Here is a 17,468-nt window from a genome sequence, read left to right as displayed (position 1 = left end):
TGACGCCACGGCCAAGCCATTGGTCGATCCTTTTAAAGTTTCCACCCGATTCAGTACAAGGGCCTCTCGCAAGAGAGGCCCTTTTCATTGCTCGCTGATTTGCCCTGCTCGGTACTTAAAAGGCATTCCGTGGTGATACGGGTTAATGCTCTACAGGCTGCTGATTCAGGGCACGTTCAGCTGCTTGGTGATGGCCTGATAGAGCTGGGGGTAGTTATCGTCAAAATGATGTCCTCCCGGCAGGGTGATGCTGGTGACGTTAGGTTGGTTGAGACGGGGGCAGAGGCGGTCGTCATCATCATCATCGGCACCTTGCAGGCAGAGCATCGGCAGATCCCGGATGGTCTTCACCTGCGGCTCGGTCGGATAGCTGCGCGCCTTGTGGGTCAGCATGTCGCTGACGTGGATCTCGAAATCCGAGCTGGTGGAGGGGGAGAGCATCACGGCCCCGACCAGCCCCTGACGATAGAGCTCCGGCAACCGGTTGATGACGAAGGGGACAATCTCGGCACCAAACGAGAAGCCGACCAGCAGCCAGCGGGGACGCTGCCAACGAGTCTGGTAATCATCGAGGATCCGCTCCAGATCGGCGGTCACCTGCTCCGGGGTTTTCTTCTTCCAGTAGTAGGTGAGGGAGCTCCAGCCCACGACCGGCATGCCGTGCAGCTGAAACTGGGCGCTCAGCCCCTTGTCGAGGGCCGCCCAGCCACCATCGCCGCTGAGAAAGATCACCATGGGGGCGTCGGATGGCTGCTTGACCGGCAGCTCAATCAGGCTCAGGTCGTCCTTGACCGGGGCGGCGTGCGCCGCAAAAGATGCAACGGGCAGTACGAGACTGAGTAACAGCAAAATCAAGGCTCTCATTGGCCATGCTCCTATTTCTTGATCAGCCCCAGCGGGCCGCGGCTAATCAGGGTGATCAGGTGAGTCAGGGTTCTGGGCAGTACCAGCTTGCTGCTGCAGAGCAGGTAGCGGGGTTCCCAGCGGGGCGAAAATTTCTCCTTGTAGCGTCTGAGCCCCTGAAAGTTGTAAAAACGGCTGCCACGCACAAACAGGGTATTGCCAAGTCGGGCCCAGTAGCTGTTGAGCGGGTGATCGTTGAAGCCGGACATGGGGGCCATCCCCAGATTGAAGCTGGCGTACCCTTGCGCCTTGCCCCACAGCAGCAGCTCGACAAAGAGAAAATCCATGATGGGGGCGGTGCCGGTATCCAGGCTGTAACGCATCAGATCGATGGAGAGCATCTCCTTGTTATCGCTCACCCAGAGGTTGGCAAAGCCGACAATCTGCCCCTCGTGCCAGACCAGTGCAGCTGGGCTCAAGGTCAGGTAGTCAGGCTCGAAGCGGCCGACCGAAAACCCCTTCTCCTTGCCCATCTTGCTCTGCAGCCAGGTATCTGAGACGGTCTGCAATCTGGGCAGCAGGGGAGCCACGGCGCTCGCCTCGACCACCTCGAAGGTCAACCCTTCCCGTTTGCCCTTGGCGTGGCTCTGGCGCAGGTTGCGCAGCCGGCTGCCCGCCAGATCGAAAGTAGCCAGATCGACCATCGCCTCTTCACCGAGCTTGAAGGGGATCAGCCCCAGCTCCAGATAGAGCGGAAGATAGCGGGCCGAGACCTGATAAAAGACCGGGTTGGCGTCGTGCTCGTCGCACCGCTCGCGAAATTGCCAGAGTAGCTCTTCGATCTGCTCGGGGCGACCGACCGGATCCCCCATCACAATCCAGCTGTTGCCCTCGATGCCATACATCAGGAAGGCGTCGCCTGCGGGGTGGAACAGCAGGGACTTGTCCTGCAACTGGGCCAGGTAGCCGTGGATCCCCCCTTCGCGCACCACCAGCTCGTGAGCGCGCGCCAGCGTCTCCTTGTCCGGCTTTTCACCGACTACGCGCAGCGGCGCAAGCAGCTGGGCAACCCCGGCCACGGCCAGCACGGCCACCACGCTCCCCATGGCGCGCAGGCCGCGGGCAGCCCCGCCGTGGGGCGAGAAGTGGAACCAGAGGGCGTGGTCATACTCCACCTGACGATAGGAGAAGAGCCGCAGCCACAGCGCCCCCAGCAGCACGGCGCCGACCGAGATGAGCCAGCCCGGGGTGTACTGGGGATAGAGCAGTGACCCCTTGCGATAGAAGAGAGAACGGCAGGGGGTCATGATGAGCAGGAAGCTGCCAAGCAGCAGGGCTGACTCCCAGTCGCCCCCCTTGAGCAGGGAGAAGGCGATCCCCAGTGCCAGCAGCAGCTGGGTGATGCGAAACGCGGCGTCGTGACGGCGATAGAGGCTGCGCGCCAGCAGGATCAGGAGGATACCGCTCACGCTGCCGAGCACGTGGGAGAGCTCCAGCAGATGGAGCGGCAACACCTGCAGCCACACCTCGATGTGGCTGCGCATGGTTGGGATCATCCCCGAGCAGAGCAGCAGGCTGCCGGCGGCGAAGGTGCCCATGCTGATAAGGGCGGGCAGAAATTCGCGTACTGCGCTCATCAGCCCCTGTAGCCGCTGCCAGCGCGCTTTTTGTTGCAGCATCTCCTGACTGGTAAAGAGCAGCAGGGCACAGAGAAAGGGAAGCAGGTAATAGATGCAGCGATAGAGCAGCAGCGAGGCGAGCAGCTTGTCGGCTGGCAGGTAGTGAGCCAGCAGCAGGCTCATGCTCGCTTCGAACACGCCGATCCCACCCGGCACGTGGGCCAGTACCCCGAGGAAGCTGGCCAGCACGAAGGCACTGAGCAGCACGGGGTAGGGGACGCTATCGGCGGGCAACAGCACAAACAGCAAGGCGGCGGCGGCCATCCAGTCGGCCAGCGCGACCAACAGCTGTAACAGACGAACCTTGAAACCGGGCAGGGTCAGGGTGTGTTTCCGCCAGGAGAGACGGTGTGTGGGCCAGCAGAGGTAGCAGGCCACCAACAGCAGCGCTATGACGCCCGCTAGCCTGAGCAGGGTATCTGCCCATTGCGGCCAGTCAGGCAGCAGCTGTGATACATCGCAGGTCAGTAGGGCGCCACCTCCCCACGCCAGCAGGCCGAGGAAGAAGGTGATGGAGCAGAACAGCACCACGCGAGCCACTTCCCCGGTGGCGAGCCCCAGTGCGGAGTAGAGGCGATAGCGTACCGAGGTGCCGGTCAGCAGGGCAAATCCCAGGGTGTTGGAGAAGGTGTAGGCGATAAAGGAGGTGATGCTGACCTGTTGCCAGGGAAGGCGCTTGCCCAGCGCATGGAGCGCCAGCATGTCATAGCTGCAGAGACAACCATAACTGAGCAGGGTCAGCAACAGGGCGCTCGCCAGTCGCGGCAGGGATTGGGACCAGATGGCCACACGAATATCGTGCCAGTGCCATGTCTGGGTCAGGTGATACAGCACGGTCAGTGCGGTGCCGAGCAGCAGCAAACTGCACACAGGGCCGAGCCATTTAAACAGATGACGCCACATGCCATGTTCCTGTGGTCATTGACCGTTTCCCGCAAAGGGGGAGCCGGGTCGTGGATCCGGTTTGGACGAGGGAGGCGCTCGTCAGGAAAATTTCGGGAAGAGATGGAAAGGGAGGCGTCAGCCTCCCTCTGTGTTATCCAGTGACCGGTTGGATCACTTGGTTTTCGGCGCGACTTTGACGGCAGGGGTCTTGGCGTGGGTGGCTTTATGGTGTTTTTTCACCACCTTGGTCTGGGTCGCCTGCGGTGTGGCTGTCTTGGTCGGGGTGGCCGCCATGGTGAAACCGGAGGTGAGGGCGAAGACGGCAGCCAGGGTCAGGGGAATGATCTTTTTCATGTTCAATTTCCTTATTCGGGTTGATGTTATGGAGCGTTCTCCATGACCTTCATCCTATGACGGTTGCGGCGGCCCTTCAGTGAGCGGTTGGTGACGGTTTGTATCCAAATGTACAGGGAGGGTGAGGCAGAAGCGGGCTCCCTTGCCGGAAGGAAGCAATGCCACATCACCGCCGTGATGGATCGCTATGCTGCGCACTATGGCCAGTCCCAGCCCGGTGCCGCCGGTGCGGCGATCCCGACTCTGATCAAGACGCACGAACGGCTCGAAGATCTGGGGCGCTAGCGCCGGATCGATCCCCGGTCCATCGTCGCTCACCTCCAGCAGATAGTTCTCCTGCAGCCGCGAGATGGAGAGGGTAACCTCGCTCTCGGCGTAGCGCAGGGCATTGCCGATGAGGTTCTCCACCGCGCGCGTCAGCAGACGCTGATCGCCGCACCAGGGCATGTGGCGTGGCGGCAGATCGAGGGTGAGCCTCTTCTCGGGTGACAGCGCCTGCCAGTCGCCAAGATGCGCTTGTGCCCAGTGACTGAGCTCCAGCTCGTCGCGCTGCAGTGGCAGTTCGGGTCTATCCAGCTTGGCGTAAGTGAGCATCTCTTCGATCAGGGCGTCTAGCGCCCCCAGATCTCGCTCCAGCGCCTGCTGCTCCTGCTCGGCAGGGGCAGGATCGAGCATGGCAAGCCGATAGCGCAACCGGACCAGCGGGGTGCGCAACTCGTGGGCGATGGCATCGGTCAGTTGCTTGCGGCTGGCAATCATGGCCTGCAATTGGGTCGCCATTTGATCGAAGGTGCGTCCCACCCGGGCCAGACTGCTGCCCGGTGGCAGATTGGTTCGGCAGGAGAGATCCCCATCGCCTACGCGACGTGCGGTTTGCTCCAACTGCTGCAAGCCGCGCCAGTGGGGACGCAACCACAGAAGGATGGGCAGGCCGAGAGAGAGGCCGATCACCAGCAGCAGCCCCACATCGACCCAGTGCAGCTCGTGCAGGTAGGAGAGGTAGGGTACAGGGCCGACAATCAGCACCCGGTCGGTATCGGGGATGCGCTGCAGGAAGGTGTCATCCTCCTCGACGATGACAATGTTGCCGGCAGCCAGAAAGGCCTGATCCTCGCTGGTCAGGGGCTGGCGCACCAGCTCGCCGATCTTGAGGGGGAGGGTAAACTGACTGCTCTGCTCGGCCAGACGAGCGGGCCAGCGCTCGGGCGGGGTGCTTGCCAACTCGCCGGTCAACAGGCCAAGGGATCCCTGCATCATGCGTTCGAGATAGCGATCACCCGCCCGTTCGGCGGTCACCTGATAGACCACACCCACCAGCAGGATGGCGAGGGTGAAGCAGCCTATCAGCAACAGATAGAACTGGATAAAGAGACGGCGCATGGCGGTGCTCCCGAAAGAGGGTTATTCCCAGGCGTGGGGGACGAAGAGGTAGCCTTTCTGACGCACTGTCTTGATCCGGGCCGGGTTGTCGGGGTTATCACCCAGTTTGCGGCGCAGGCGGGAGATGGCCACATCCATGCTGCGATCCTGACCGTCGTACTCCCGGCCGCGCAGGCTGCGAAAGAGGGCTTCCCGACTCAAGATTTGGCCCGCGTGGCAGGCGAGCTCCCACAGCAGATCAAAGTCGGCGGTCGAGAGAGCAATGCTCTCGCCATCGAGGCGCACATCTCGCCCCGGGCCATCCACCCGCAGCCGACCAAATTGCAGCCGCTGGGGAACGCTGCTGGTGGCGGCCGGTTGGGTTGATGTTTGCTGGTGTTGGCGAAACTGCACCCGAAGTCGGGCCAGTAGCACGGGGGGCGGGGTGGTTTTAAGGATGTAGTCGTTGGCGCCCAGTTCCAGACTCAGGATCTGGTTCATATCGCTATCCAGCGAGGTGAGCATTACGATGGGGCCGTCGAAGCGCGGCCGCAGATCCCGACAGAGGGACATGCCATCTTGTCCCGGCAACATGATATCGAGCAGCACCAGATCGGGCTGTTCGGCCTCTACCCGGGCCAGCGCCATATCCCCCCTGGGCTCGAGGATCACGTCCATATCGTGGCGACCGAGCCAACTGCTGATGAGCTGGCCAATCTCGGGATCATCTTCGACAAAAAGAATGCGTTGCATAGAAAAGCTCCAACGGAAAGCAGGAGAGAAGAAGAGCGATCAGCATATCAATGGCGCTTGGGAAATACAGAAAAAGAACCGGGCAGGCTGGTGCGTGGGGGAGTGTGGCTGTGTGTATCGATGGGGAGGCGCACATCGTGACAAATGGGCAGAGCCGCGTTTATCGGTCTAGAGGATGGCCTTGCAGACAAGGCATAGTCGAGCGCAAAACAAAAAACCGGCCAAGGCCGGTTTTTTGTGGTGTAGACCAGAAGGTCACTGCACCAAGCCGATGCACATCCCCTTGCGGCGATTATCGACAGAATAATGGGGTGGCTGATGGGGCTCGAACCCACGACAACCGGAATCACAATCCGGGACTCTACCAACTGAGCTACAGCCACCACTGAAATTTTCATCAACCCTCGCCAATCCAAAAGGAAAGGGGAGCATTAATGGCGCGCCCTGCAGGATTCGAACCTGCGACCCACGGCTTAGAAGGCCGTTGCTCTATCCAACTGAGCTAAGGGCGCTTTGTATCAACATGTCTTAAGGACGAGTCGATGAACATGGTCGGTGATAAAGGATTCGAACCTTTGACCCTCTGGTCCCAAACCAGATGCGCTACCGGACTGCGCTAATCACCGAAAATCCCTGACCAGCATATCGACAAGAGTCATACTGGGCAACGGGCGGGCATCATAGCCAAGCGTAAGGGCTAGCGTCAACGACTTTTTCCCCCAGTAAATTCAAGTGCCTACTTATTGCCCGCTGCAGGTCTGGCGTGCGTCTGCCGCTAACATCCCGGCTAAAAAAATGCGACAATGCGCGGCAGTTGAACACATGGTGAGTGGAGAACGATGTCTGCCAAAATCATAGATGGAAAACAGGTTGCGCAAACGATTCGCAGCCAGGTCGCGGCGCAAGTCCAACAGCGGTTGGCGGCAGGGAAACGGGCTCCAGGGCTGGCAGTCATTCTAGTGGGGGCGGATCCAGCCTCTCAGGTCTATGTCGGCAGCAAACGTCGGGCGTGCGAGGAGGTGGGTTTTCTCTCCCGCTCCTATGACCTGAGTGCCACTGCCAGTCAGGAAGAGCTGCTGGCGCTGATCGACCAGTTGAATGCGGATAGCCACGTAGATGGCATTCTGGTTCAGCTGCCGTTGCCGGATCACTTTGATACCACTCAGGTGCTGGAGCGAATCCAGCCTGACAAGGATGTAGATGGATTTCACCCGTATAACGTCGGCCGTCTGGCCCAACGTATTCCGGCGCTGCGCCCCTGCACTCCGAAAGGGATCATGACACTGATCGAGACCACCGGCGTGAAGACGCACGGTCTGCATGCGGTCGTGGTGGGGGCGTCCAACATAGTGGGGCGTCCCATGACCCTCGAATTGTTGCTGGCGGGCTGCACAACCACGACCTGTCACCGCTTTACCCGGGATCTGGAAGATCAGGTACGCCGTGCCGATCTGCTGGTTGTTGCGGTCGGCAAGCCCAACTTCATTTCTGGCGAGTGGATCAAACCGGGGGCACTGGTAATCGATGTGGGCATCAATCGCCTGGCTGATGGTTCGCTGGTCGGTGATGTGGAGTTTGAGACGGCGCGCAGCCATGCCTCCTTCATTACTCCGGTACCCGGTGGTGTGGGCCCGATGACGGTCGCCAGCCTGATGGAAAATACCCTGATCGCCTGCAGTGAATATCACGACTGATCATGGCTGGTGATAACCCTGTGATCCCGTGAGGAGGCAGGATTCGCCAGAAATCTGACAATAAAAAACCGGTTGCTCAGAGAGGAACCGGTTTTTTATTTATCCAACGGGTGTTATTTACATATTTTGTGCTTCGTTTGGCACAATCACAGAGGCGTGATTTCCTTTCGGCCCCTGTTGCAGTTCAAAATTGACAGCCTGACCCGCTTTCAGGGTCTTGTAGCCCTCCATTTGAATCGTGGAGTAGTGAGCGAAGATATCCTCACCGCCCCCTTCCGGACAGATAAACCCAAATCCTTTTGCGTTGTTAAACCACTTAACTGTGCCGGTTGCCATACTTCTACATCCTTTTATTGATTACCCAGAAGTCGTTGAGTAACCTGCGCCAGCCCTTTATAACTAGGGACATGGGCCCATAGCAGACGGGCACAGATTAGCAAGTAACCAATCTAGTCTAACTTTTGAGCGAGTCAAGAAGTTGTTAACAGCTGATGTGATCTGGTTAACAAGTCTATTGACAACCTTGTGTTAGACGGTAGTAATCTAGAGGTACCAAAGCGCGATTATGAGCAAGCAGAAAGAACTCTTTGCTAATGAAGAGATTGCAGAAGCAGAGAAAACAAAGCTGCAGCCGCCACCCATGTATAAGGTTGTGTTGAACAACGATGACTACACACCCATGGAGTTTGTGGTGGAGGTGCTGCAAAAGTTCTTTGGTATGGATTTGGACAAGGCGACTCAGGTCATGCTGAGTGTGCATTATAGTGGTAAGGGTGTCTGCGGCATGTTTACCGCAGAGATCGCCGAAACCAAGGTTGTCCAGGTCAACACCTATGCACGTAACAACGAACATCCACTGCTCTGTACTATGGAAAAGGCTTGAATCTGATGACTTGATGGCGAGTGTGACACCACATTGTAGCTGTACTAGGGGAGGTGCCTATGTTGAATAAAGATCTAGAAAAGACGCTGAACGAGGCTTTCAAACTGGCCCGTGACGAGCGCCACGAATTCATGACCGTCGAGCACCTGTTGTTAGCCCTTCTGGATAACAGTTCAGCCCATGAGGCGCTGAGCTCCTGTGGTGCCGATGTCGAGCAGATGCGCAAGGAGATCCGCGCATTCATCACCCAAACTACTCCGCTCATACCGCGCGACGATGAAGATCGTGAAACCCAGCCGACACTGGGCTTCCAGCGCGTGTTGCAGCGTGCCGTCTTCCATGTGCAATCCTCCGGCAATACCGAAGTCAGCGGCGCCAACGTGCTGGTCGCTATCTTCAGCGAGCAGGAGTCACAAGCTGCCTATTTCCTGAAAAAAGCCGAGATCAGCCGTCTCGACGTCGTCAATTTCCTCTCCCACGGGGTGCGCAAGGACAGCAAGCCTGATCTCGGCAGCAATAACAATCCCGAGTCTGATGATGATGTTTCGGCCGCCCAGATCGAGAGTTTTGCCACCAACCTGAACCAGCTGGTGCTGGAAGGGCGCATCGATCCGCTGATTGGCCGTGATCAGGAGCTCAATCGTACAATTCAGGTGCTCTGCCGTCGTCGCAAGAACAACCCGCTGCTGGTGGGTGAAGCGGGTGTGGGCAAAACCGCTATTGCCGAAGGTCTGGCTTACCGTATCGTCAAAGGCGATGTGCCCGAGGTGATCGCCGGTAGCACCATCTACTCGCTGGATATGGGCTCTCTGCTGGCGGGCACCAAATACCGTGGTGATTTCGAGAAGCGCCTCAAAGTACTGCTCAAGCAGATTGAGCGTCAGGAAGGGGCCATCCTCTTTATCGACGAGATCCATACCATCATTGGTGCCGGTGCTGCTTCCGGTGGTCAGCTGGATGCGGCCAACCTGATCAAGCCACTGCTCTCAAATGGTTTGCTCCGCTGTGTGGGCTCCACCACTTATCAGGAGTACGCCCAGATCTTCGAGAAAGACCGTGCGCTGGCCCGTCGCTTCCAGAAGATCGATATTGTCGAGCCGACTATCGATGACACCACTCGCATCCTGATGGGGCTCAAGAGTCGCTACGAAGCACACCACGGCGTGCGCTATACCGCCAAGGCGATCCGGGCAGCTGCCGAGCTCTCTGCCAAGTACATCAATGATCGTCACTTACCCGACAAGGCGATCGACGTGATCGACGAAGCGGGTGCCGGTCAACGGTTGCTGCCTGCGAGCAAGCGCAAGAAAGTGATCAATGTGCAGGAAATTGAGTCCATTGTGGCCAAGATTGCCCGCATTCCGGAGAAATCAGTTTCTTCCTCGGATAAAGAGGTGCTGAAGAACCTGGAGCGCAATCTGAAGATGGTGGTCTTTGGTCAGGATAAAGCCATCGAGGTGCTGACCGATGCGATTCGCCTCTCTCGTTCAGGACTTGGCAACGAGCGTCGCCCGGTTGGTTGCTTCCTCTTTGCAGGTCCTACCGGTGTTGGTAAAACAGAGGTGACCCAGCAGTTGGGCAAGGCATTGGGTGTCGAGATGCTGCGCTTTGATATGTCCGAGTACATGGAACGCCACACCGTCTCTCGCCTGATTGGTGCGCCTCCCGGCTACGTTGGTTTTGAGCAGGGTGGTCTGCTGACTGATGCAGTGATCAAGCATCCTCATTCCGTCGTGTTGCTTGACGAGATTGAGAAGGCTCACCCGGACGTATTCAATCTGCTATTGCAGGTGATGGACAATGGCACCTTGACCGACAACAACGGGCGCAAGGCGGATTTCCGTAACGTGATTTTGGTCATGACTACCAACGCCGGTGTGCAGGAGACCCAACGCAAATCGATTGGCTTCCAGCAACAGGATTTGAGCCACGATGCCATGGCGGTGATCAACAAGACCTTCAGTCCGGAGTTCCGTAACCGGCTTGATCACACCATCTGGTTCAACCATCTCGATATGACGGTGATCCATCAGGTGGTCGACAAGTTTATTGTCGAATTGCAGGTTCAACTGGATGCGAAGGGAGTTTCTCTCGAGGTGTCCGAGCGTGCCCGTCACTGGTTGGCGGAGAAGGGGTATGACAGAGCCATGGGCGCCAGACCGATGGGGCGGGTGATCCAGGAGCACCTCAAGAAACCCCTGGCCAACGAGATCCTGTTCGGTTCACTGGTTGACGGGGGAATTGTGAAGGTTGAGTTGGTAAATGACAGCCTCAGCTTTGATTTTCAGGTCAATGTTGAAGCTGTTTCCCACTAAGCGTCAGTGATCAGAAAACGACAAAAAACCCCAACCGAAAGGTTGGGGTTTTTTGCTGAATTCCTGGCTTAGCGAGAGCGGAAAACAATACGTCCCTTGGAGAGATCGTAGGGAGTCAGTGCTACCGTTACTTTGTCTCCAGTCAGGATACGAATGTAGTTTTTGCGCATCTTGCCTGAAATATGAGCGATAACCACGTGACCATTCTCCAGTTCCACACGGAACATGGTATTGGGCAGGGTTTCGAGAATAGTGCCCTGCATCTCAATACTGTCTTCTTTAGCCATTGAATCCTCTTGATAAGCCACAACAAAAAACCGCTGGATCATGCCGGATTTAAGGCTATGTGTAAAGTTTACTCGGGCTTGGTGTCGATATTTTTCCATTCCCCCTGAATTAACAGCTCGTGAGGGAGATAATTGCGCTTGTAATTCATCTTGCGGCACGCCTCCACCAGATAGCCAAGATAGAGCCAGCTTCGCCCGGTTCGTCTGGCCAGATCGAGCTGGCAGAGGATGGCAAAGGTGCCCAGGGAGCGATCGGCATAATCCGGATCGAAGAAGGTGTACATGGCGCTCAAGGAGTGGGGCAGCAGGTCTGTGGTGGCCACGCCGATCAGGCGGCCATCTTTGCGCATCTCCAGATAGAGTGGTGGCATCCAGTCACAATGGAGAAAACCGCGATACTGGCTGCGGTTGGGGGGATACATGCTGCCATCGTGGTGGCGTTCGCGGATATAACGTTCGTAGAGCAGGTAATACTCGGGTTTGTCATCGTAGCTCAGGACGATCTCGATATCCCTGTTGAGCTGGCGGATCCGCTTCTGGCCTCGGCTGGGACGAAAGCGTTCGCTGTGAATACGAAGGGACTGGCAGGCATGGCACGCCGGGCAGTGGGGGCGATAGATGTCGTTGCCACTGCGGCGAAAACCGGCAGTCAACAATCGCTCGTAACCGTTGGCGTTGAGCAGATTGTGATCCATCAGCACCAGCAACTGCTCCTGTTCATGGTCCAGATAACTGCAGGGATGTTTGGGAGTCAGCCCTACTTTGAGGATCACTTCTTCAGTCATAAGCTGATCTCCCCCTCTTGCCAGCAGGAAGCCAATAGTGGTTGATGGCCAAGGCGCGCCAGCTCAGCCAGAAAACGGGCCCGTGGCCACTCCTCGATACCCAGGGTCGCCAGAAACGGGTTTTGCATCTGGCAATCGATGAGGGCGCCGCGATGGCGGGCGAAGTGGCGACAGAGTGCCACCATGGCAAGTTTGGCGCCGTTATCAATCCGGCTGAACATGGATTCACCGCAAAACAGTCGGCCGATAGAGAGGCCATACAGTCCCGCTTGCAGCTCTCCCTCCTGCCAGATCTCGATAGAGTGGGCATGACCCAGTTGGTGCAACTGCTGGTAGGCCTCGATCATAGGTTGGCTGATCCAGGTGCCATCGGCAGTGCGACGAGGGGCGGCGCAGGCGGTGATGACTTCATTAAAGGCGCGATTGACGGAAATATCGAATGGGGTACGGCGGATAATCTTCTGTAGTGTCCGCCCCACATGGAGTTGGTCGGGACGGATCACCCCGCGGGGATCCGGTGACCACCACAGGGTCGGCTGGTGGGGTTCATTCCACGGGAAGATCCCCTTGTGATAAGCTGCCAGCAATCTGGCAGGGGAGAGATCCCCGCCGATCGCCAGCAAGCCGTTGGGCTCTTCCAGCGCATGGCTGGGGTCAGGAAACCAGCAAAGCTCATCATCCAGTTGGGTAAGATAGCGAGACATAAGGCAACGAGGTTCATAGATGAAGGCCATTATCCTGATAGTATCCAGCTTGTTCTGCTTTGTCACGGCGCCCGCCGGGGCGGAGGTCTACCAGCGCAATACCGCGCGGCCGGTCAATCAGGTGGTGTTTGGTCAGGTCGAAACGGTGCGCAATATTACACAGCGCCAGATCCTGGAGTCCGAGCACTCTGGCTGGAAGACGCTGGGTGGTGCCGTGTTGGGCGGTCTGCTGGGCAACCAGTTTGGTGGCGGTCATGGTCGTGAAATCGCCACCGCCGTCGGGGCGCTGGCGGGGGCTGCGGCTGCGCAGCAATACCAGTCCGGGGGAACCGTGGTGGAAAACAAGCTGGTGGAGCTGCTGATCCGCAACGAGCAAAATGCCCTTATCAACGTGATCCAGGATTATGATCCCGCCATGGTTTTTACCAATGGGGACAAGGTGCGCATTCTCTACTTCGATGATGGGGTGCGGGTCGACAAGACCTACTGACTTTCGATAGTCATGGTGATGGGGAGATTGTGGCAGGAAAGGAACCCGCAGACTCTCCTGGTGGAAAGTCTGTCGGGCGGTAATACACGGGACTGATGCCCTGAGGATTCAGATAGTTATCTCTTGAGAGACTATCTTATCGCGACCGGTGTTCTTTGCCTGATAGAGCAGCCGATCCGCTACGCTCAGCGCCTCGTCCATGGATATCCGCCCGACGCTGATCACGCCGTAACTGGCGCGAACAAAGAGCGGGGTTTCCGGTGACAAGGGTTGCTGGCGCAGCTGCTGACGCAGCCCTTCAAGACGCTTGATCAACACGGGGACGGTACAGTGAGGCACCATCATGGCAAACTCCTCTCCGCCAAACCGGGCGATCATGGCATCGGGGAAGAACTGGGTCAGTAGCCGGGTCAGATGGCAGAGCAGTTGATCGCCGATGGCATGGCCCCAGTGATCGTTGACCTGCTTGAAGTGATCCACATCGAGCACACAGAGTGCAAGAGGCGTCTGCTGGCGCTGATGCTCTTCAAACCATTTTTGCCCTTCGTTGAACCAGTAGCGCCGATTGTAGAGACCGGTCAGGTAATCACGATTGGCTGACTCCTGAATGCTGTTGAACTGCTCGAGCGCTTCCAGATTGTGGCTGACCCGACACTGCAGCTCTTCCGGCTCGAACGGCTGGTTGAGAAAGTCGTTGGCGCCCTGCTTGAGGTAGCGAGCAGAGAGACCGCGCTTGTCCGAGACCGAGATCCCGATAATCGCGAGCTGCTGCTTGCTGTAACGCTCTCTCAGCATCCGCACTAGACTGATGCCATCGATATCCGGCATATAGTAGTCGACCAGTGCCAGCCGGATGTCCGGGTGTTGCTCCAGCATCGCCATCGCTTCACGGGCATGACTGGCCTCATGCACCTGCAACAACTGCTTGCGCAACTGGGACATGGTGCGGTGACGGGAGGTGCGTGAGTCGTCGACTACCAGCACTTCGATCGACTGGTTGAGATAGAGGCGGTGCACCAGACTGACGGCATATTGCAGCGAGTGGCGCGAATCCTTCATCACGTAGTCCAGCACGCCGGTTTCCAGCCAGGCGGCACGTTTATCCTCGCTGATGTCGGCAGTGAGGATCACCACCGGCAAACCTCGAGCCAGCAGCTCGTTGACCGCTTCGCCACGGGGCGCATCCGGCAAGGTCAGGTCCACCAGCGCGACCACATACTCCTCGCCCCGGCAGTGACGGGCACCTTCGAGGGTATCGAAGGCGTCAATCTCGAGGCCTGTCTGCTGGGCAATGGCCTGAGTCAGCATACGGCGGATGGTCAGGCTATCTTCGACAATCAATATCTTCTGTTTCATTAGACTCCTTTAAATAAAAAAGGCATACCGACTGGTATGCCTTATATCACAACTACGCTTGTTTATTGCGCGTCGAGGTAGCGTTCAGCATCGAGGGCTGCCATACAGCCGGTACCGGCAGAGGTGATCGCCTGACGGTAGTTGTGGTCGGCCACGTCGCCGGCAGCGAAGACACCTTCAATACTGGTCTGGGTTGCAAAACCGTCGAGGCCGCCACGTACCTTCAGATAGCCGTTTTGCATCTCCAGCTGGCCATCGAAGATCTGGGTATTGGGCTGATGGCCGATGGCGATGAAGACCCCCATCAGCGGCAGCTCGCTGGTGCTGTTGTCCTGAGTGTTGCGCAGGCGCACACCGGTGACCCCCATCTGATCACCCAGCACTTCGTCCAGGGTCTGGTGGGTGTGCAGCACGATGTTGCCGCTTGCAACCTTGTCGTGCAGACGCTTGATCAGGATCTTCTCGGCACGGAACTCGTCGCGGCGGTGGATCAGGTGCACCTTCTTGGCGATGTTGGCCAGATACAAGGCTTCTTCAACTGCGGTGTTGCCGCCGCCGATCACCGCCACTTCCTGATTGCGGTAGAAGAAACCGTCACAGGTGGCACAGGCGGAGACGCCGCGACCCTTGAAGGCCTCTTCGGAGGGCAGGCCCAGATACTTGGCGGAGGCGCCGGTCGCGATGATCAGGGCATCGCAGGTGTATTCGCCGTTGTCCCCTTTGAGGCGGAACGGGCGTTGAGTCAGTTCGACACTGTTGATGTGATCAAACAGGATGTGGGTATCGAACTTCTCTGCATGCTCTTTCATGCGCTCCATCAGGGCAGGGCCGGTCAGCCCTTCCGGATCACCTGGCCAGTTCTCCACTTCGGTGGTGGTGGTCAGCTGACCCCCTTGCTGCATGCCGGTGATGAGCAGGGGATTGAGGTTGGCGCGGGCGGCATAGACGGCCGCGGTGTAACCGGCCGGGCCTGACCCTAAGATCAGCAATTTGCTGTGAGTGACTTGGCTCATGATGTCATTTCCGGGATGTGATGAGTTTGCGCGATTGTAGGTAATTCGTGATCCGGGGTCAAAGGCTGGTGAGTCGATTGCATTAATCGTGTTCACAAGGGGTGACATGCAAAATAAAGGGATAAAAAAACCGCCCATCGCGGGCGGATTTTCACTCATCTCCAACTGGCGCAGGCCAGCGCAGATCAGTTCAGCAGGGTCAGGGGATCCGTGTAGGCAAGGCCATGCGCCACGGCCACTTCCTTGCAGGTGAGCTTGCCCTCCATCACGTTGAGCCCGTGCAGCAGGTTGGGATCGTTCAGCAGTGCCTGACGATACCCTTGCTGGGCCAGCTTGATAATAAAGGGGAGGGTGGCATTGTTGAGCGCCACGGTCGAGGTGCGGGCCACCGCCCCCGGCATGTTGGCGACACAGTAGTGCACCACCTCATCGACAATATAGGTCGGATCCTGGTGGGTGGTGGCGTGGGAGGTTTCCACACAGCCGCCCTGATCGATGGCCACATCGACGATGGCAGAACCCGGCTTCATGCGCGCAATGTGGTCACGGCGGACAAGTTTTGGCGCAGTGGCACCCGGCACCAGCACGCCGCCGATGACCAGATCGGCCGCCAGCAGATGGCGCTCCAGCGTCTCGCTGTTGGAGTAGACCACCTTGGCCGCTCCCTGGAACTCGTTATCGAGACGGCGCAGGGTATCGACGTTGTTGTCGAGGATTGTCACATCCGCGCGCAGGCCAATGGCCATACGGGCCGCATTGGAGCCGACCACGCCGCCACCGATGATCACCACCTTGGCCGGTTCGACACCGGGTACGCCGCCAAGCAGCACTCCGCTACCGCCACGCGATTTTTCCAGCGCCTGGGCACCCGCCTGAATAGACATGCGTCCGGCCACTTCCGACATGGGGGCCAGTAGGGGCAGGCCGCCACGGCCGTCGGTGACGGTTTCATAGGCGATACAGATGGCGCCGCTTTTCAGCAGGGCTTCGGTCTGGGGCAAGTCTGGCGCCAGATGCAGATAGGTGAACAGGGTCTGACCCGGCCGCAGCATGGCACATTCGACAGGCTGAGGTTCCTTGACCTTGACGATCATCTCGGCTTTGGCGAAAACCTCTGCAGCAGAGGCCAAAATTTCGGCTCCAACAGCGATATAATCTGCATCGCTGAAGCCAATGCCGTTTCCGGCACCGCTTTGGACGAAAACAGTATGGTTTCGTGCTGTCAGTTCACGTACACTGGCCGGAACCATGCCTACGCGGTATTCATGGTTTTTTATCTCTTTAGGTACACCGATAATCATGCTATCCCTCGTCTATAGATTGGTGTTTCATGTTGCCAAAATGTTAACCAACATTTGCGCCTAGTATATTCAGGTATTGACAGGATTTGTGACCATAATTATAAAATGACTGGTGATTCTTACCAAAAAATAGCCAAAGGATGGAATAAAATGATGGAAGCTAAGAGTCGGCTAAAGGATTTGGACAGGATTGACCGCAACATTCTTAATGAACTGCAAAAGGATGGCAGGATTTCGAATGTTGAGTTGTCCAAGCGAGTTGGCCTGAGTCCTACACCGTGTCTGGAACGGGTTCGTCGCCTCGAGCGACAAGGTTATATCGAAGGATATGCCGCTATTCTGAACCCTCATTATCTGGACGCATCTCTGCTGGTGTTTGTAGAGATAACCCTCAATCGCGGGGCGCCTGATGTGTTTGAACAGTTCAACAAGGCTGTTCAGGTGCTCGAAGAGATCCAGGAGTGTCATCTGGTTTCCGGTGACTTCGACTATCTGCTCAAGACCCGAGTCAGCGACATGTCGGCTTACCGCCGTCTGTTGGGGGAAACCCTGCTGCGTCTGCCCGGTGTCAATGACACCCGCACCTACGTGGTGATGGAAGAGGTCAAGCAGAGCAGTCGTCTGGTGATCAGCACCCGATAAAGCAGGTTATGCCGTGGTATCTTTTCCATATGAGACACCATGACAGTCAGAAACGAGCGGCCGGTCCGCTCGTTTCTTCTTGTAAAGATAATTGCAAATAGGGCCCCGTCCCATCAGGCTCTGGC

Annotated in this window: 17 protein-coding genes and 3 tRNA genes; 5 read left to right on the top strand and 15 right to left on the bottom strand. The window is 57.6% G+C overall.

Annotated elements, in window-relative coordinates:
• Positions 1-165 precede the first annotated feature (165 nt).
• The 8 genes from OKC43_RS05295 to OKC43_RS05260 all read right to left on the bottom strand — a co-directional run bounded on the left by OKC43_RS05295 (position 166) and on the right by OKC43_RS05260 (position 6,499).
• Positions 166-864: a virulence factor gene (locus tag OKC43_RS05295; RefSeq protein WP_236271198.1), complete on the bottom strand. Its 699-nt coding sequence runs from the start codon at positions 862-864 to the stop codon at positions 166-168.
• 11 nt (positions 865-875) lie between these two features.
• Entirely contained in the window at positions 876-3,425 is a 2,550-nt protein-coding gene (mprF, locus tag OKC43_RS05290; protein WP_236271199.1) for a bifunctional lysylphosphatidylglycerol flippase/synthetase MprF, read from the bottom strand.
• Between the two features lie 153 nt (positions 3,426-3,578).
• Entirely contained in the window at positions 3,579-3,761 is a 183-nt protein-coding gene (locus tag OKC43_RS05285; RefSeq protein WP_005337116.1) for a hypothetical protein, read from the bottom strand.
• Between the two features lie 54 nt (positions 3,762-3,815).
• Positions 3,816-5,141, bottom strand: a complete 1,326-nt coding sequence (gene rstB, locus OKC43_RS05280; RefSeq protein WP_236271200.1) for a two-component system sensor histidine kinase RstB — start codon at positions 5,139-5,141, stop codon at positions 3,816-3,818.
• A 21-nt stretch (positions 5,142-5,162) separates the two neighbouring features.
• Positions 5,163-5,873: a two-component system response regulator RstA gene (gene rstA, locus OKC43_RS05275; RefSeq protein ID WP_236271201.1), complete on the bottom strand. Its 711-nt coding sequence runs from the start codon at positions 5,871-5,873 to the stop codon at positions 5,163-5,165.
• Between the two features lie 307 nt (positions 5,874-6,180).
• Positions 6,181-6,256 (bottom strand) — tRNA-His (locus OKC43_RS05270).
• Between the two features lie 52 nt (positions 6,257-6,308).
• Positions 6,309-6,385: transfer RNA gene (locus tag OKC43_RS05265), tRNA-Arg, on the bottom strand.
• Between the two features lie 37 nt (positions 6,386-6,422).
• Positions 6,423-6,499 (bottom strand) — tRNA-Pro (locus tag OKC43_RS05260).
• Positions 6,500-6,712: 213 nt separating this feature from the next.
• On the opposite strand from OKC43_RS05260, the gene folD reads away from it, so the two are divergent.
• On the top strand, positions 6,713-7,567 hold the full coding sequence (gene folD, locus OKC43_RS05255; RefSeq protein WP_236271202.1) for a bifunctional methylenetetrahydrofolate dehydrogenase/methenyltetrahydrofolate cyclohydrolase FolD: 855 nt from the start codon (positions 6,713-6,715) through the stop codon (positions 7,565-7,567).
• Positions 7,568-7,684: 117 nt separating this feature from the next.
• On the opposite strand, the gene cspD is transcribed toward folD, so the two are convergent.
• Positions 7,685-7,903: a cold shock-like protein CspD gene (gene cspD, locus OKC43_RS05250; RefSeq protein ID WP_005300025.1), complete on the bottom strand. Its 219-nt coding sequence runs from the start codon at positions 7,901-7,903 to the stop codon at positions 7,685-7,687.
• A gap of 229 nt (positions 7,904-8,132) precedes the next feature.
• Here cspD and clpS point away from each other — a divergent pair, with 229 nt between their 5' ends.
• Both clpS and clpA read left to right on the top strand, forming a co-directional pair.
• The gene (gene clpS / locus OKC43_RS05245) at positions 8,133-8,450 is read left to right on the top strand and encodes an ATP-dependent Clp protease adapter ClpS (RefSeq protein WP_005337111.1); all 318 of its coding nucleotides are present in this window, start codon (positions 8,133-8,135) and stop codon (positions 8,448-8,450) included.
• A gap of 59 nt (positions 8,451-8,509) precedes the next feature.
• On the top strand, positions 8,510-10,765 hold the full coding sequence (gene clpA / locus OKC43_RS05240) for an ATP-dependent Clp protease ATP-binding subunit ClpA (protein WP_005337110.1): 2,256 nt from the start codon (positions 8,510-8,512) through the stop codon (positions 10,763-10,765).
• 68 nt (positions 10,766-10,833) lie between these two features.
• Here clpA and infA read toward each other — a convergent pair whose 3' ends face one another.
• From infA to aat, 3 genes are all read right to left on the bottom strand, one after another.
• Positions 10,834-11,052 (bottom strand): translation initiation factor IF-1, encoded by a 219-nt coding sequence (infA, locus tag OKC43_RS05235; RefSeq protein ID WP_005300033.1) that lies wholly within the window; start codon positions 11,050-11,052, stop codon positions 10,834-10,836.
• 68 nt (positions 11,053-11,120) lie between these two features.
• Entirely contained in the window at positions 11,121-11,837 is a 717-nt protein-coding gene (locus OKC43_RS05230) for an arginyltransferase (RefSeq protein ID WP_139411990.1), read from the bottom strand.
• A complete protein-coding gene (gene aat, locus OKC43_RS05225; protein WP_069527212.1) occupies positions 11,834-12,541 on the bottom strand; it encodes a leucyl/phenylalanyl-tRNA--protein transferase in 708 nt (235 codons plus the stop codon). The genes OKC43_RS05230 and aat overlap by 4 nt, the downstream gene beginning before the upstream one ends.
• Before the next feature lie 19 nt (positions 12,542-12,560).
• On the opposite strand from aat, the gene OKC43_RS05220 reads away from it, so the two are divergent.
• Positions 12,561-13,031: a glycine zipper 2TM domain-containing protein gene (locus OKC43_RS05220; protein WP_201910260.1), complete on the top strand. Its 471-nt coding sequence runs from the start codon at positions 12,561-12,563 to the stop codon at positions 13,029-13,031.
• A gap of 108 nt (positions 13,032-13,139) precedes the next feature.
• On the opposite strand, the gene OKC43_RS05215 is transcribed toward OKC43_RS05220, so the two are convergent.
• The 3 genes from OKC43_RS05215 to ald form a co-directional block, all read right to left on the bottom strand.
• Positions 13,140-14,387 (bottom strand): diguanylate cyclase, encoded by a 1,248-nt coding sequence (locus tag OKC43_RS05215; RefSeq protein WP_236271203.1) that lies wholly within the window; start codon positions 14,385-14,387, stop codon positions 13,140-13,142.
• A 62-nt stretch (positions 14,388-14,449) separates the two neighbouring features.
• Positions 14,450-15,400, bottom strand: a complete 951-nt coding sequence (gene trxB, locus OKC43_RS05210; protein WP_236271204.1) for a thioredoxin-disulfide reductase — start codon at positions 15,398-15,400, stop codon at positions 14,450-14,452.
• A 185-nt stretch (positions 15,401-15,585) separates the two neighbouring features.
• On the bottom strand, positions 15,586-16,701 hold the full coding sequence (gene ald / locus OKC43_RS05205) for an alanine dehydrogenase (RefSeq protein WP_005351212.1): 1,116 nt from the start codon (positions 16,699-16,701) through the stop codon (positions 15,586-15,588).
• A gap of 150 nt (positions 16,702-16,851) precedes the next feature.
• Here ald and lrp point away from each other — a divergent pair, with 150 nt between their 5' ends.
• Complete coding sequence (gene lrp, locus OKC43_RS05200; RefSeq protein ID WP_005300047.1) at positions 16,852-17,343, top strand: leucine-responsive transcriptional regulator Lrp; 492 nt, start codon at positions 16,852-16,854, stop codon at positions 17,341-17,343.
• The last annotated feature ends 125 nt before the right edge of the window (positions 17,344-17,468 follow it).

Source organism: Aeromonas sp. Y289-2, assembly GCF_027705925.1.
GTDB classification, from domain to species: Bacteria; Pseudomonadota; Gammaproteobacteria; order Enterobacterales; family Aeromonadaceae; genus Aeromonas; species Aeromonas veronii.
The sequence above is the reverse complement of the archived record's forward strand: the minus strand, read 5'-3'. Positions and strand labels throughout refer to the sequence as shown.

Coding starts and splice junctions, on each gene's coding strand:
- OKC43_RS05295 (WP_236271198.1), bottom strand. CDS start 864: ATGAGAGCCTTGATTTTGCTGTTACTCAGTCTCGTACTGCCCGTTGCA.
- mprF (WP_236271199.1), bottom strand. CDS start 3,425: ATGTGGCGTCATCTGTTTAAATGGCTCGGCCCTGTGTGCAGTTTGCTG.
- OKC43_RS05285 (WP_005337116.1), bottom strand. CDS start 3,761: ATGAAAAAGATCATTCCCCTGACCCTGGCTGCCGTCTTCGCCCTCACC.
- rstB (WP_236271200.1), bottom strand. CDS start 5,141: ATGCGCCGTCTCTTTATCCAGTTCTATCTGTTGCTGATAGGCTGCTTC.
- rstA (WP_236271201.1), bottom strand. CDS start 5,873: ATGCAACGCATTCTTTTTGTCGAAGATGATCCCGAGATTGGCCAGCTC.
- folD (WP_236271202.1), top strand. CDS start 6,713: ATGTCTGCCAAAATCATAGATGGAAAACAGGTTGCGCAAACGATTCGC.
- cspD (WP_005300025.1), bottom strand. CDS start 7,903: ATGGCAACCGGCACAGTTAAGTGGTTTAACAACGCAAAAGGATTTGGG.
- clpS (WP_005337111.1), top strand. CDS start 8,133: ATGAGCAAGCAGAAAGAACTCTTTGCTAATGAAGAGATTGCAGAAGCA.
- clpA (WP_005337110.1), top strand. CDS start 8,510: ATGTTGAATAAAGATCTAGAAAAGACGCTGAACGAGGCTTTCAAACTG.
- infA (WP_005300033.1), bottom strand. CDS start 11,052: ATGGCTAAAGAAGACAGTATTGAGATGCAGGGCACTATTCTCGAAACC.
- OKC43_RS05230 (WP_139411990.1), bottom strand. CDS start 11,837: ATGACTGAAGAAGTGATCCTCAAAGTAGGGCTGACTCCCAAACATCCC.
- aat (WP_069527212.1), bottom strand. CDS start 12,541: ATGTCTCGCTATCTTACCCAACTGGATGATGAGCTTTGCTGGTTTCCT.
- OKC43_RS05220 (WP_201910260.1), top strand. CDS start 12,561: ATGAAGGCCATTATCCTGATAGTATCCAGCTTGTTCTGCTTTGTCACG.
- OKC43_RS05215 (WP_236271203.1), bottom strand. CDS start 14,387: ATGAAACAGAAGATATTGATTGTCGAAGATAGCCTGACCATCCGCCGT.
- trxB (WP_236271204.1), bottom strand. CDS start 15,400: ATGAGCCAAGTCACTCACAGCAAATTGCTGATCTTAGGGTCAGGCCCG.
- ald (WP_005351212.1), bottom strand. CDS start 16,701: ATGATTATCGGTGTACCTAAAGAGATAAAAAACCATGAATACCGCGTA.
- lrp (WP_005300047.1), top strand. CDS start 16,852: ATGATGGAAGCTAAGAGTCGGCTAAAGGATTTGGACAGGATTGACCGC.